The 14580-nt window shown below is 65.1% G+C and carries 9 protein-coding genes and 1 CRISPR repeat array; of the genes, 3 read left to right on the top strand and 6 right to left on the bottom strand.

The features are described from left to right. Window positions 1-124 precede the first annotated feature (124 nt). On the top strand, window positions 125-1345 hold the full coding sequence (locus tag O3932_RS07510) for a phosphotransferase (RefSeq protein ID WP_371537445.1): 1221 nt from the start codon (window positions 125-127) through the stop codon (window positions 1343-1345). A gap of 159 nt (window positions 1346-1504) precedes the next feature. Here the strand turns inward: O3932_RS07510 and O3932_RS07505 are convergent, their stop codons facing one another. Genes O3932_RS07505 through rfbA form a run of 3 tightly spaced genes read right to left on the bottom strand, consistent with a single transcriptional unit; the run spans window position 1505 to window position 3591 of the window. Next, window positions 1505-1966: a DUF2304 domain-containing protein gene (locus O3932_RS07505; protein WP_371537442.1), complete on the bottom strand. Its 462-nt coding sequence runs from the start codon at window positions 1964-1966 to the stop codon at window positions 1505-1507. Next, a complete protein-coding gene (locus O3932_RS07500) occupies window positions 1963-2718 on the bottom strand; it encodes a glycosyltransferase family 2 protein (RefSeq protein WP_371537439.1) in 756 nt (251 codons plus the stop codon). The genes O3932_RS07505 and O3932_RS07500 overlap by 4 nt, the downstream gene beginning before the upstream one ends. Then, window positions 2719-3591, bottom strand: a complete 873-nt coding sequence (gene rfbA, locus O3932_RS07495; protein ID WP_034505100.1) for a glucose-1-phosphate thymidylyltransferase RfbA — start codon at window positions 3589-3591, stop codon at window positions 2719-2721. It abuts the gene before it with no gap. 197 nt (window positions 3592-3788) lie between these two features. Between rfbA and O3932_RS07490 the strand changes: the two genes are divergently transcribed. Continuing rightward, on the top strand, window positions 3789-5216 hold the full coding sequence (locus tag O3932_RS07490; RefSeq protein ID WP_371537437.1) for a sugar nucleotide-binding protein: 1428 nt from the start codon (window positions 3789-3791) through the stop codon (window positions 5214-5216). Between the two features lie 318 nt (window positions 5217-5534). After that, window positions 5535-8123: direct repeats of the CRISPR family, unit length 25 nt; unit sequence GTCTTAATGCACCTTATGGCGCTCC. A gap of 347 nt (window positions 8124-8470) precedes the next feature. Here O3932_RS07490 and O3932_RS07485 read toward each other — a convergent pair. The 3 genes from O3932_RS07485 to O3932_RS07475 form a co-directional block, all read right to left on the bottom strand. Next, on the bottom strand, window positions 8471-10543 hold the full coding sequence (locus O3932_RS07485) for an N-acetylmuramoyl-L-alanine amidase (protein ID WP_371537434.1): 2073 nt from the start codon (window positions 10541-10543) through the stop codon (window positions 8471-8473). A gap of 290 nt (window positions 10544-10833) precedes the next feature. Continuing rightward, complete coding sequence (locus O3932_RS07480; RefSeq protein ID WP_371537430.1) at window positions 10834-12075, bottom strand: glycosyltransferase family 4 protein; 1242 nt, start codon at window positions 12073-12075, stop codon at window positions 10834-10836. Next, the gene (locus O3932_RS07475; RefSeq protein WP_371537427.1) at window positions 12069-13373 is read right to left on the bottom strand and encodes a nucleotide sugar dehydrogenase; all 1305 of its coding nucleotides are present in this window, start codon (window positions 13371-13373) and stop codon (window positions 12069-12071) included. Before O3932_RS07475 ends, O3932_RS07480 begins: the two co-directional genes overlap by 7 nt. Between O3932_RS07475 and O3932_RS07470 the strand changes: the two genes are divergently transcribed. Further along, window positions 13366-14559 (top strand): glycosyltransferase, encoded by a 1194-nt coding sequence (locus O3932_RS07470; protein ID WP_371537476.1) that lies wholly within the window; start codon window positions 13366-13368, stop codon window positions 14557-14559. The genes O3932_RS07475 and O3932_RS07470 overlap by 8 nt on opposite strands. The last annotated feature ends 21 nt before the right edge of the window (window positions 14560-14580 follow it).

The following is a 14580-nucleotide window of genomic DNA, read 5'->3' as shown; positions in this document are numbered from 1 at the left end:
CAAACAGAACCATTGTGTCGAAAGTAACAGGGTTATTCAGGAAGGAGCAAACCGCTGTCCCACAATCGGACGCTTACCCGCGCGGGGGGCCACAACCGGGCGGTCGGAGCGATACATTCAGAGAATGACAAGTCCCAAGAGCGCCCTCGAACTGGCCGCGCTGGCCACCTCCGCAATGCCCGGGTTGCGCGTGAGCGCCCTGCGCCCGCCGAGTTACAGCGACGAACTGGCTTCCGTGACCGGCATCGAAGACGTCGCCGGCAACCGCTGGATCGTCACATGCCCCCACGAGGAGGTCTCCGGCCCCGCTCTCGAGGCCACGTCGGGGATTCTGGACCGCCTAGGCCAGGCCTACGAGCACGACTACATCCCCTTCGACGTGCCGCGCCTGTCCGGGCAGGCCAAGATCCGCGGCGGAGGCAGCGTGTACGTGCACCGCGATCCAGGCGGGCGCGCACCCACGGACGAGGACCTCGACACGGACCTGCTGCTGCCGGCCTCGCTCGGGCGCGCTCTGGCAGCCCTGCACAACCTGCCGCAGACGGTCTTTTCCTCGATTGGACTGCCCACGTACACAGCGATGGAGTGCCGCGACCGCAACCTCGCTCTGCTCGACGAGGCCGCCCGCGAGGTCACGATTTCGCCGTCCCTGTGGAACCGTTGGGAGGCCGCCCTCGAGGACGTGTCACTGTGGCGTTTCCCGTCGGCCCCCGTCCACGGCGACATCCAGGAACGCAGCCTGTCGGTTAATCGCGGATCGGTCGTCGCTATCGGCGGGTGGACCAGCGCGCACGTGGGTGACCCAGCCCTGGATATTGCGTGGATTCAGGCCACCGCCTCCGATGCGTTCCTTGAGCGTTTCTGTGAGACCTATGGACATGAGCGCCGCGCCATCGACCTGCACGTCTTCACGCGAGCCCAGCTCCTCTCCGAGATCGCTCTCGTACGCTGGCTGGTCCACGGCCTGCACGCCGAGGACCAGACCATCGTCGATGACGCCCGCGCGATGCTCGCCGACCTGGCCGTCGACCTGAATGGGGAACCCCTGCTGCCCTCGCACGCTGCCGCCATGGGATCCGCCTCCATCAACGAGGTCTTCCATGCCCCCTCCGAATCGGTGTCGTCCCGCTCGTCCTCCCACGGTTCTGCCTCCAATTCTCGGCCCATCAAGTGGCGGGATCGCGCTGCTCACGCCGCGCAGGACGGTCCCGAGACGGGAGCGTCGACACAGCCCGTTGCGCGCAAGGAATCTGCCGTGGCCCGCAAGCTCGCCGAACGCGAAGTGGACCCGGCTGCGCCGACCGAACGCCTGCGCCTCGGCCCCGACGGGACGCTTATCTCCTAGGCGATCCGGGTGCGGCGACCGCCGCGCACCCCTCGCGAGCGCGCCGACACGCATGCCACGCTCCCACCCATGGGCGTGCCCACCGACACGAAGCGGGGTCCGTCAGGCATCTCAACCTGACGGACCCCGGCCTCGTGCATCAAGGCAGCGGCTGGCCGCTCAGCGCTTCTTCTTGTGCTTCTTCCCCTGAGGAGCGGCCTTATCGCGAGAGGGCGACGCCGCCTGAGAGGCACCAGACTCGCCCTGCGAGGACGCACGCCCCTCGAGGGCTTCGACGCGACGTTCCAGGCGCTCAACCTGGAGGCGCAGGATCGCGGCCTCCTCAGTGAGGCGGCGACGATCCTCATCCGCTCGCGACAGGTCCACCGAGAAACGCAGGGACAGGAGCAGCAGGACCACGCCCGCCACAAAGAAGCCCAGGTTCAGCGGAACGACGACACCCAGGTGGAAAGCCGTCCACTTCAGGATCGGCGGGAACAGGGACAGGAGCGCCGTGAAGAACGCAATCCAGTACCACCACAGGCCGTAGCTTTCCTTCAGACCCGAGTTGCGCATCTTGACGAACACGGTGACCAAGATGATGCCCGCGAAAACCAGTCCGAGCACATAGGTGGGACTCATGCGTTCTCCTCCTCAGCCTGGGCAATCTTTTCGCCGGGTCGAGTCAGCGCGACGGTGAGGGCGAGGGTCGCGCGCACCAGGAACAGCGCCGACTTGATCGGGTTGTGCGAGGGTTCACCGCCCGCACGCGGATGCATCTGCACGCCAACCTCACGCACCACCAGGTGGGAGCGGGCCGCGATGACGAGAGCGCCAATCGTGTCACCCAGGTACTCCGCCGGATAATTGTGCGCGAACAGCGACAGGGCGCGCGGCCCGTAGAGCTTGAAGCCGCTGGTCGTGTCACTCAGGTGGGTGTGACACACGCGCGAGAGGATGAACGAGAACAGGTTCATCGCCCACTTGCGCGGGCCTCGGGCCTGGTAGTCGCCCTTACCCGCGAAACGCGAGCCAATGACGACGTCGGCGTGCTCACTCGAGGCCGTCTCGATGAGCGTCTCGATCTCCGTCGGGTCGTGCTGGCCGTCCGCATCAAGCTGGCAGGCGTAGTCGTAGCCCATGCGCTGCGCGTACTGGAAGCCGGCGCGCATCGCGCCGCCGACACCCAGGTTGAGGGGCAGGTCGAGCACGGCCACGTCGGCCGCGCGCGCAATCGCCGCGGTGGCGTCCGTGGACCCGTCAGACACGACCAGGATGTCCGCGAAGGACGGTTTTTCGACCTTCACAGACTCCAGGACGTCTCCCAGCACCGCCTCTTCGTTCCACGCGGGGATGACGATCAGGAGGCGAGAGTTAGCACTCGGGCGCGACACTCAGTTGTCCTCACGGTTGAGAAGCTCGAGCAGGTAGGCCCCGTAACCCGACTTGACCAGAGGCTCGGCGCGCTGACGCAGGCCCTCGTCATCGATGAAGCCCATGCGCCACGCGACCTCTTCGGGAGCGCCGATCTTCATGCCCTGGCGGGCCTCGACCGTGCGCACAAACGCGGTGGCGTCGGCGAGAGAGTCGAACGTGCCCGTGTCGAGCCACGCGGTGCCGCGCGGGAGGACCTCAACCTTGAGCTTGCCGGCCTCCAGGTAGGCGCGGTTGACGTCGGTGATCTCGTACTCGCCGCGCGCGCTCGGCTTGAGGTTACGGGCGATGTCGACCACGTCGTTGTCGTAGAAGTACAGGCCGGGGACCGCGTAGTTCGACTTGGGCTTCTCGGGCTTCTCTTCGATCGAGAGGGCGTTGAATTCCTCGTCGAACTCGACGACGCCGTACGCACGCGGGTTGGACACATGGTAGGCGAACACGGCACCACCGTCGGGGTCGACGTGGCGGCGCAGCTGCGCGCCCATGCCGGGGCCGTAGAAGATGTTGTCGCCCAGGACCAGCGCCGCGGCATCGTTGCCAACGTGGTCCGCGCCGAGCACGAAGGCCTGCGCCAGGCCGTTGGGCTCGTGCTGGACGGCGTAGGAGATGTTCACGCCCAGCTGGCTGCCATCACCGAGCAGGCGGTGGAACGACGGCGCGTCGTGCGGCGTGGTGATCACCAGAACGTCGGAGATGCCTGCCAGCATGAGGGTCGACAGCGGGTAGTAGATCATCGGCTTGTCGTAGACGGGGACCAGCTGCTTCGATGTCCCCAGCGTGATCGGGTTCAGTCGGGTGCCGGACCCGCCTGCCAGGATGATGCCTTTCATGTTGCCTCCGCTTCCCGGCGCGTCCTCGTGTGGGTCGCGCATCACTAATAATTATCCCTATATGACGATATTTTTGCACATCTGTGGTCCCACACACGCCAATGGGACGCAGTACCCCCACTGGTGGTGCGCGGATCGGATAGTATCTTTATGGATTGTTACGTCCGTACGATACCCACGCACATAGAGGAAGAACAATGGCGCCCACTGCTAAGCCCCTGGGGATCACGACTACGCCGATCCCCGGCTTTTTGCGCATCGACCTGACTGTTCACGGCGATAACCGAGGCTGGTTCAAGGAGAACTGGCAGCGCGAGAAGATGGTCGCGCTGGGTCTGCCGGACTTCCAGCCGGTGCAGAACAACATTTCTTTCAACGACGAGGTCGGGGTGACCCGGGGCATTCACGCGGAGCCGTGGGACAAGTTCGTCTCGGTCGCGACCGGTCGCGTGTTTGGCGCGTGGGTGGATCTGCGTGAGGGACCCTCGTTCGGCACGGTGTACACGACGATCATTGATCCGAGCGTCGCGGTGTTCGTGCCCAAGGGCGTGGGTAACTCGTATCAGACGCTGGAGCCGAACACGGCGTACACGTACCTGGTGAACGATCACTGGTCCCCGGACGCGAAGTACACGTTCCTGAACTTGGCTGATGAGACGGCGGCCGTGGATTGGCCGATTCCGCTGGAGCGGGCAATCCTGTCGGATAAGGACAAGGCTCACCCGCGCATGGCGGACGTGACGCCCTTCCCTGCGCCCACCCCCGCGGGTCGCCGCGCGCTCGTGACGGGTGCGAACGGCCAGCTGGGCCGCGAACTCATGCGCGTCCTGCCCGAGGCGGGTTTCACGGTCACGGGCGTGGACCTGCCGGAGGTGTCTATCTCGAACGCCGAGCAGGTGGCTGCCCTGCCGTGGGACGAGATCGACGTGGTCATTAACGCGGCCGCGTGGACGAACGTGGACGGTGCGGAGACCCCGGAGGGTCGCCGCTCGACGTGGGAGGCGAACGCGACGGGTCCGGCGGTTCTGGCTCGCGAGGCGACGGCGCACGGCGCGACGCTCGTGCACATTTCGACGGAGTACGTCTTTGACGGCACCCAGGAGGTGCACGTCGAGGACGAGGCCCCCTCCCCCTTGAGCGCGTACGGCCAGTCGAAGGCGGGCGGCGACGCGGCGGTGGCCTCGACCCCGAAGCGTTACATCGTGCGCACGTCCTGGGTCGTGGGCGACGGTAAGAACTTCATCAAGACCATGGCGTCCCTGGCGGATCGCGGTATCTCCCCGTCGGTCGTGTCGGACCAGGTGGGCCGCCTGACCTTCACCGCCGACCTGGCGCAGGGCATTATTCACCTGCTGACGAATGAGGCACCCTACGGCGTCTACAACCTGTCGGGCGAGGGGCCGGTCATGAGCTGGGCACAGGTCGCTAAGCGCGTCTTCGAACTGTGCGGCCGCGACCCCGAGGATGTCACGGAGGTGACCACGGAGGAGTACTTCGCGGGCCGCGAGGCTGCGCCTCGTCCTCTGTCCTCGACGCTGGACCTGTCGAAGATCGAGGCTACGGGCTTCACGCCTGCGGATTCCTCGCAGCGCATCGACACCTACGTGGCGTCGCTGCGCAGCTGATTGCGTGGCTCGGCCCCGGGCGCTTCGTTCTCGCGAGCGCCCGGGGCCTTGCTGTGTCTGCGTTCGTTGTGCGCTCGTTCTGTGTACCTCGGGGTGGCTCGCGGTAATCTCGGGGACTCACGGCGACGAGGCCGTGGTTGGGTCACCGGGGCGCGCGCACGCGGATAGGTAACGCGCACGCGGATAGGTTACGAACACGCGGATAGCTTATTAAGCTATCCGCAAGCGCATAACCTATCCGTCTGCGAACAACCTATCCGAGAAAGCACGGGATAGCAGCACTCCACGCTGCCGATGCTGCGCTCCGCACACGGCCACGACACCGCCCACCTTATAACGCTCCGTGCTTTCTGACGGATCCGATCACGGGCGACCTGGAATTCAAGGCGTTCGCGTCTTAATGCACCTTATGGTGCTCCGCGCTTTCTGACGCGACACGATCAAGCCGGAGCGCGAGACCGACTCTGCGGGTCTTAATGCACCTTATGGCGCTCCGTGCTTTCTGACCCGCGAGGACTATCAGTCGGGGATGAGCCAGACGTGGGGTCTTAATGCACCTTATGGTGCTCCGTGCCTCTGACAAGGAACAGTACAATAGGACAAGGGAAGAATACTTGCCGCCTTAATGCACCTTATGGCGCTCCGTACTTTCTGACAGTGTTGGGATTCTTCCTATCCGTTCCCATCTCTCACCCTGTCTTAATGCACCTTATGGCGCTCCACACTTTCTGACCGCCGATGACAAGAAGTTCGAGTTCACCGTCACATGGGGTCTTAATGCACCATATGCTGCTCCGCGCTTTCTGTCTGAAGCGCAAGAATCAGATCGCGCTCCGCCTCGAGCTGTCTTAATGCACCGTATGGCGCTCCGTGCTTTTTGACCAAGATCCCCACCATGCTCGGAGTTGGAGCGGCGTACTAGTCTTAATGCACCTTATGGCACTCCGTGCTTTCTGATACGGCTAACGTGTTCGCGTCGGCACTCGCTCTTCGGTCTTAATGCACCTTATGGCGCTCCGTGCTTTCTGACATGGGTGTGGATCTGTACTTCACGAGCTTCTCGCACATCATGTCTTAATACACCTTATGGCGCTCCGTGCTTTCTGACGATGAAGGAGCGTTCTGCGTCGTCTCGGTTCTTCGCGTCTTAATGCACCTTATGGCGCTCCGTGCTTTCTGACAGGCCGTTACACTCTTCGCCCTCGCGGCCATGGGCATTCTGTCTTAATGCACCTTATGGCGCTCCGTGCTTTCTGACAAGACAAAGTCAAGACTGCATATCGCAAAGCCCAAGCCGCGTCTTAATGCACCTTATGGCGCTCCGTGCTTTCTGGCGCGTGCAGGATGGTGTGAATCGTGTGTCAGTTCGGGTGTCTTAATGCACCTTATGGCGCTCCATGCTTTCCGGCATGTCGAGACGGTCACTGTGGGCGTGCTCGCGCGCTGGTCTTAATGCACCTTATGGCGCTCCGTGCTTTCTGACCGGGCAGTTGAACGACATCATGGGCATCGCATAAGGGTGGTCTTAATGCACCTTATGGTGCTCCGCGCTTTCTGGCTGCGCGGCCTCGACAATCCCGGAGGCTGGCCCGAGTGGTCTTAATGCACCTTATGGCGCTCCATGCTTTCTGACCCGTCGTATGGTGAGGATTACGTGAACCTCGGTGCTGTAGAGTCTTAATGCACCTTATGGCGCTCCATGCTTTCTGACACCGCAAAGTTAGGAGTTGCACCGTGAGTAACACCAATGCGTCTTAATACACCTTATGGCGCTCCATGCTTTCTGACGTGAAGGCTACACGTTCCTGCGACGCGGGACTGTCAAGTCTTAATACACCTTATGGTGCTCCGTGCTTTCTGACCGGCCTCGGTAAGGGCGTGGTGGGTGAGCCTGTCACGTCTTAATGCACCTTATGGTGCTCCGTGCTTTCTGACGGGCGGCGCTATCTCCTTCGCTTGGTAAAGGACGCGTCTTAATGCACCTTATGGCGCTCCGTGCTTTCTGACTTCAAGGCATTCGCTGATGAGACGGCAGGCACTGCCTGGTCTTAATGCACCTTATGGTGCTCCGTGCTTTCTGACTTCCAGGCGATCGCCGATCAGATGACAGGGCCGATGCGGTCTTAATGCACCTTATGGCGCTCCGTGCTTTCTGACACGTCGCCGACTTCGACGGGTGGGCAACCGTCGCAGGGTCTTAATGCACCTTATAGTGCTCCGTGCTTTCCGACTCGACGAAACAAACTACACCATCTTCGTCATGGTAGACGGGTCTTAATGCACCTTATGGCGCTCCGTGCTTTCTGACGAGTCTGAGTACCGGAAGATGAAGTCTCCATTCAATCCTGCGTCTTAATGCACCTTATGGCGCTCCGTGCTTTCTGACGTTCGTGATGTCGTCTCCGACGCGAGAGGTCTCAGAGTCTTAATGCACCTTATGGCGCTCCGCGCTTTCTGACGCCCACTACGGTATTCTTCGACGCTCTGGCCGGTATCCGTCTTAATGCACCTTATGGCGCTCCGTGCTTTCTGACGTTTTCCCGCGCAAGTCACGAACAGCTCAAATACTGGTCTTAATGCACTTTATGGCGCTCCGTGCTTTCTGGCCGTAATGGGGCCACAACCAGTGAAGTAGCGGATGCTGTCTTAATGCACCTTATGGCGCTCCATGCTTTCTGACGATATGTACCTGTCGTACCGCCGTAACCTGAACGGCATCCGTTTTAATGCACCTTATGGAACTCCGTACTTTCTGACAAGGTGTTGCTGGCTAAGCGAGAGTGCATGGCTTGCCCCGGTCTTAATGCACCTTATGGCGCTCCGTGCTTTCTGACGCTCAGCACGCACCCCACGAAGCAGGAGATCATGAAGTCTTAATGCACCTTATGGCGCTCCGTGCTTTCTGACGCCCGGCGTGTCGCACCTGCTGTGACCAGGGGAAACGACGCCTCGGATCGCCAGGGGTCGAAAAAGCAGGAATCCGGCCCTCAAGCACGACGTCAGATTAGCAGACTTTTCGTTGCAATACGGCGCATCGCCGCCGACGGCCAACAACACTCGTCCCGCCCCGAACACTCACGCTCACGCCGGCGCGTCGCGCCACTCCACGCATACACCGCCCCACACGCCAAGCAGCCGACTAACCGCGCCCACGCCCGAATGCCGCCCACACGCCCAATCCCACACGCAGAGGCCGGGGCCCACCGCACTGTGCAGCGCGACGGACCCCGGCCTCGTATTGGAGCGTAAACCCCTTAGAAGTACGCGTTCAGCATGGACACCAGGTCGTAGCCGTACCCGCGGGCGGCCGCCCAGCCGGTGTGGTTCGGGTTCTCCTGGATGCCCAGGTACTCGACCACGGGGGCCGCGCCCTTACGCACGTAGGAGAAGCGCGGATCCACAACCGGGTAGGCCAACGAATCGGCGGACGCGGACGGGTCCGCGTAGGCGCGCAGGTGCTGAACCTGGGCTCGGATGCCGGTGCGCACGTCCGGGAAGTCGGCTCCCGCAGCGCCGCCGCCAACAGCGCCGATGCCGGCGAAGTTGAACTGGTCCACCTCGACGTCGCCGCCGTACTGCAGCCAGCCGGTCTCCTTCATGGACTGGACGAACACCAGCTCGGGAGACACGCCCTCGGCCACGGCCTCGTCGTAGACGATGCCCGCGAACTCGCGGATCGTGCTCGCGCCGCCGTCAGCGAGCTCCGACGGGTAGGGGCGGCCCGCGTCGTTCCACGCGGCGACCATGTCGTCGATAACCTCAGAGCGCGAGGCCATGGGCGCGGTCATGATGAGGCGCTGGCCCTCCGCGTTCGTCACCGCACCGCGCGAGCCGGATTGGGAGTCGGCATTCGCGGCGGGAGCGCCGCTGCCGTCCGTGTAGCCCAGCCACGCGCCGGAGGAGGCGAAGGAAGACTCGCGGCCATCAACGGTCTTCGTGCCGGTCGCCATGGCACCCGAGGCCGGGTCCAGCCAGTACCAGGAGTTGCCCGACTTGAGCCAGCCGGTGCTCATGACGCCCGAGCTGTTCATGTGGAACCAGTCGGCTCCGACCTTGACCCAGCCGGTCTTCATGATGCCTTCACTGTCAAGGTAGTACCACTTGCCGCCATCGAGGAGCCAGCCGGTGGCCATCACGCCGTTGGCGCGCATGTAGTACCACTCCTGGTCATCCTCGGTGAGCTGCCAGCCGGTGAGCATACGACCGTCATCCTCGAAGAGGTACCAGTCGTTGCCGATATTCGTCCAGCCAACAGCCATAGCGCCGGAGTTGTCCAACCAGAACCAGCTGCCGCGGTACGGGAGCCAGCCGGTGACCATGGTGCCCTGGCCATCCAGGTAGTACCAAGAGCGGCCATCCTTGACCCAGCCGGTGGCCATGTCGCCCTGGGGACGCAGGTAGTGCCACTTGCCGTTGTCCTTCTTCCAGCCCGTTACCATCGCGGTGGAGTCGTCGAAGAAGTATCGGCGTCCGTTGATGGTGGACCATCCGCGGATCGTACGACCGTCGGAACCCGCCCAGTACCAGCGGCCACCCGCCGAGAACCAGCCGGTCTTGGCCTTGCCGTCGCGCATGAAGCGCCACGAGTCGCCCGACTTCTCCCACGTGCCCTTGCTCAGGCCGTAGGTCTGGGCAATGCCGGTCGCGTCAGCGACACCGAGGGAGCGAACGAACGCGGGGTCGTGCAGCTTCTGTGCGTCCGACGAGGACGTCACGAAGGCGTGCTCGACGATGATGCCGGGCATGTTTTCCTCGCGCGCCTGACGGATGATCGCGTAGTAGTCGCCCGTGGATCCGTCCGGGTAGTCGTAGTACTCGTTGTCGCGGGTCTTGATGCCGCGGTCCGCGAGGCCCAGCGCGGTGAGCTGGTTTTGGATGTTGCTGGACAGCGTCCGGCCCTGCGTGTGGGTCCAGTAGTTGTAGGACGAGGAGTTGCCGTACCAGACTTCCGCGCCGTGCGCGATGGGCGAGGCGGAGTTGAAGTGGATCGACACGAGCGCGTCAGCGTCGGCGGCTGCTGCCGTATCGACGCGGCTCGACAGGTCGGTGCTGAGGTTTTCGGACGGACGGACATCCGTCTCGCGAGTCATGACGACGGTGACGCCGTCGTAGGACTCGAGTTCTTCTTTGAGAGCCAGGGAGACCGCGAGGGTCAGGTCCTTTTCTCGCAGGCCGTTGGCGACTGCGCCAGGGTCGGAACCCCCGTGCCCGGGGTCGATGGCGATGATAATGCCGTTGGCCGCGTGCGCGGGCGGCGCCAGGGCCGCGACAGCAGCGCCGAGCGCCAGGGCAAGCCCGGCTGCGAGTGTCCTCCACGAAGATCGCATAGTCATCCTTCAGGTTGCTAATGTGACACTCGGGATTGTAGTTACTTGTGTTGTAACTGTAAATGTGAAAAGGGATGCACGGATGGACTGACACGAACCGCACCCATACTTTTGCTTGTTATGAGACACGGTCGTCGCGCTGCCACGCCCTCGTGTAAGGGACACTGGAACGAGGCCTGGGCCGGGTCGCGCTCATCCAGCGAGGACAACGGCACCCGGGGCAGCGCACGCGCCTCACCGTTGAAGCACGCTGCGCGTGCGACAGCACCCCAATCCGCAGAAGGCCGACTTCAGAGGGACGACCACACCGCCGCAGCCGCCGCCCGCGAGGACGCGTCGACGGAACGATTCTCACGCACCCAGGCGCGCGCCTGCTCAGCCCCCACCCAGTGCACGGAATCGGAGGCGAAGGCCACCATGGCCTCGGCGACCTGAGAGGGGTCGAGGGCACACGCTACCCCGAGTCCGCCCTCGCGCACGTCGCGCGCGGCCTGCCCGGGTCCGGCGTAGATCACGGGCGTTCCCTGCGCCAGGGAGGCCAGGATCTTCGTCGGGTAGGCGTAGTCGTAGCCGCCCGGGCGCAGTGACGCCAGCGTGGCGGTGGCGCGGGCCATCCACCGGTCGGCCTCGTCGGCGCTGACGGCGGGCAGTAATCTCACCCCCGCGATGCCTCGGGCGCGCGCGGCCAGGTCCTCCCAGCCACTCCCCTGCCCGACGAACACGAGGCGTGCATCCCCCAGGCGCTCGCGAGCGAGCTCAAAGGCGTCGATGAAAACCTCGGGGGCCAGCCAGTGGGCGACCGTGCCCGCGTAGACGAAGACGGGACCGGAGCAGGTGGGAAATCCTGCGGGAAAACCGGAGGCCACGGCCTCGGGCACGCGCACGCCATTGGGAACGACGGTGACGCGGGCGGCACCCAGCTCGCTCGCGCGGCGGGCTACCCCGTCGGACACGGCGATGACGCGGCGAGCGCCCCGCAGCGCGAAGGCCTCCAGCGCGGCGACTGCTCGCACGACCGGTCGCGCCACACCGGCCAGGGCGGCGGCGTCGGAAACGATGTCCGCACAGTAATAAACGTAGGGGATGCGCCGGGCCGCGCAGGCCAGGCGCACGGCCGCGCCGGTCGTGGGCGGGGGTTCGGAGACGACCACGTCCGGGCGCGGCCCGGTCAGCAGCCGCGCGATGAGCGGCACGTCGAAGGACAGATAGGACACGTACCCGCGCACGGCCCCGGTGCGGTCGCGCAGCACGGGCGCTCTCCTTATTTCGACGAGGCCGTGGCCGCCCTCGTCGCATCCCGCATCCGTACGTGCACCCGGGGTCGCGCTGCCCCCAAGGCGATCAGCCGGGACAGGAGAGAGGGCGTGGTTCGCGGCAGCGGCGGCGTCGCGGGCGACGCTGGGGGCAAGCCGCGAGGTGAGGACGCGCACGCGGTCTCCACCGGCTGCGAGTGCCCGTGCGAGCGCCCCGAGGCGCAGGGCAGCGGCGGTCGGTTCCGGCGTGAACGTGCGGGTCGCGAGGGTGACTAGCATGCGGGCGAGGCTCCCCCACCGATGGTGATGCGCGGGGTGCCAGCCCAGGCCTCGGGGGACGTGATGGCGCGACCGTCGACGAGGAGGCGCACGCCGGGCAGGTCGGCGGGGGCCAGGTCACGATATGACGCGTGGTCGGCCTGGATGATGGCGACGTCCACCGGTTCGCCGAGGTGGTAGGCGTCCCACCCGAAGGATGCCAGCTCGTCGTCGGAATACAGCGGATCGTGAACGCTCACCTGCGCCCCGGCCTCGCGCAGCGCGCTGACGACCCCGAAGACGCCGGAGAACGCGGTTTCTTTGACCCCACCGCGGTAGGCGGCACCCAGGACCGCGACACTCAGACCCGACAGGGAGCCGAGCAGGGAGGCCGCGCGGGAGACCGCGTAGGCGGGCATCGCGGCGTTCGCGGCGCGCGCGGCGGACACGACGGTCGCGTCCGGGTCGCCAGCCAGGTACAGGCGCGGGTAGACGGGGATGCAGTGCCCGCCGACCGCGATGCCGGGCCGGTGAATGTGCGAGTAGGGCTGCGAGTTGCACGCCTCAATGACGCGCGCGACGTCGATGCCGACCGCGTCCGCGTAGCGCGCGAACTGGTTGGCCAGGCCGATGTTGACGTCCCGGTAGGTGGTTTCGGCGAGCTTGGCCATCTCCGCGGCCTCCGCCCCACCCATGGGCCACACGCCGTTGGGGCGCGGCAGGTCGTCACGCTGATCGAAGGAAAGGACGGCCTCGTACAAGCGGACGCCGCGCGCCTCGCCGGATTCGCTGAGGCCCCCCACAAGCTTCGGGTAGCGGGCCAGGTCCGCGAAGACGCGCCCTGTGAGGACGCGTTCGGGCGAGAAGACCACGTCGAAATCGCGGCCCTCGACCAGGCCGGAGACCTCTTCGATGAGGGGCTTGTATCGTCCGCGCGTCGTGCCCACGGGCAGGGTCGTCTCGTAGGAGACGAGGGTGCCGGGACTCAGGTGCGCGGCCATGGAGCGCGTCGCAGCGTCCATGATGGTGAAGTCGGGGCGGCTCTCGGCGTCCACGACGAGGGGCACGACCATGACGACCGTGTCGGCACCGGGGATCGCCTCGGCGTAGTTGGTTGTGGCACGCAGGACTCCGGAGGAGATAAGCGGGGGCAGGTACTCGGCCAGGTGGGCCTCGCCCGGGAAGGGTTCGGCTCCCTCATTGATGAGGGCGACCGTCTGCGGGTTCACGTCCACGCCGACGACGCTGTGCCCGCGGCGCGCGTAGTGCACCGCCAGCGGCAGCCCGATCTTGCCCATCCCGACGACCGCGATCCGCATGCGGCTCCCCTTTCTGGCTCTGGCCTCGTCAATCACCCCCAGTGTAGTGCCCCGCCCCACCTACAATGGGGGCGTGGATCGCGCGCTCAATCTCCTGCTCTACCCGTCCAACCTGGCTTCGCCCGGGCGGCTAGTGAAGATCGCGCGTTCACTATCCCCGCTTTTCTCGCAGACGCGCATCGTCGGTATCGATCAGGGCGGCCTGCCCACGGACGAGGCCGTGGCCCCCACCGTGCGCCTCACGCGGATCCGGGGTGCTTCGCTGGGTGCGCCCCTGGGCGGGGTGAGGGTCGTCGGGGCGTGGGGCGCTCGCGTGTACCGGCGGTTCGCGAGGCAGCAGGTCGCGGCCGTTTCCGCGCAGAACCTGTTCCTCCTGCCCCTTGCGCACGCGTTGGCGCGGCGCACGGGCGCGGTGTTTGCCTATAACGCACACGAGTTGGAGACAGAAACGGTGGGGTCGGCGGGGCTGCGTCAACGCCTCCAACGCGTGATCGAGCGCCGCTACATTCTCCGAGCGGACGTGGTGTCCGTGGTCAACGAGTCGATCGCACAGTGGTACCGCGACACCTACCCGGGCGTAGATCCCGTGGTGGTGACGAACGCGCCGACGGGCGCAGACGGAGTCATTGATCTGCGCGCGCAGCTGGGCATCCCGAAGGATGCGCTCTTGTACCTGCACTCGGGATACCTGGCACCGGGGCGCAATATTGCGCTGATTCTGCGTGCGTTCGCGCAGGTGGAGGACGTACACGTCGTGTTCGTCGGCGCGGGTGCCCTGCTGCCCGAGGTCGAGCGGGCCGCAGCGACACACCCAAACATCCACCACCTGCCGCCCGTGGAGCCGGACCAGGTGCTCGCCATGACGCGCGGGGCTGACGTGGCGCTGTGCCTCATCGAGTCTGGGTGTCTGTCGCACCGTTTGTCCACGCCCAACAAGATGATGGAAGCTTTCGCGGCCGGTGTGCCCGCGCTGTGCTCTCCCCTGGCCGAGGCCCGCCGCTACCTGGGTGATCAGGCTGACACGTGGGTGCTGGAGGACCCTGAACGCGACCTCGTATCCGCTTTAGAGCGAATCACGCGAGAGGACATCGATGCCTTCACTTCCCCCGAGATCCCCACGTGGGAGGAGGGGGCCGCGCGTCTGCGAGAGGCCTACGAGCGGGCGCTCGCCGCGCGGGCCCGCTAAGGCACCTGTTTCACGCGCGTT

This window comes from Pauljensenia sp. 20925_1_25 (assembly GCF_041433955.1).
In the GTDB taxonomy this organism is placed as follows: domain Bacteria; phylum Actinomycetota; class Actinomycetes; order Actinomycetales; family Actinomycetaceae; genus Pauljensenia.
This window is presented reverse-complemented; position numbering and strand designations above follow the sequence as displayed.

What these genes read in the sequence shown, in the direction of transcription:
- O3932_RS07510 (WP_371537445.1), top strand. Translation starts at nt 125, where the DNA reads ATGACAAGTCCCAAGAGCGCCCTCGAACTGGCCGCGCTGGCCACCTCC.
- O3932_RS07505 (WP_371537442.1), bottom strand. Translation starts at nt 1,966, where the DNA reads ATGAGTCCCACCTATGTGCTCGGACTGGTTTTCGCGGGCATCATCTTG.
- rfbA (WP_034505100.1), bottom strand. Translation starts at nt 3,591, where the DNA reads ATGAAAGGCATCATCCTGGCAGGCGGGTCCGGCACCCGACTGAACCCG.
- O3932_RS07490 (WP_371537437.1), top strand. Translation starts at nt 3,789, where the DNA reads ATGGCGCCCACTGCTAAGCCCCTGGGGATCACGACTACGCCGATCCCC.
- O3932_RS07485 (WP_371537434.1), bottom strand. Translation starts at nt 10,543, where the DNA reads ATGCGATCTTCGTGGAGGACACTCGCAGCCGGGCTTGCCCTGGCGCTC.
- O3932_RS07480 (WP_371537430.1), bottom strand. Translation starts at nt 12,075, where the DNA reads ATGCTAGTCACCCTCGCGACCCGCACGTTCACGCCGGAACCGACCGCC.
- O3932_RS07475 (WP_371537427.1), bottom strand. Translation starts at nt 13,373, where the DNA reads ATGCGGATCGCGGTCGTCGGGATGGGCAAGATCGGGCTGCCGCTGGCG.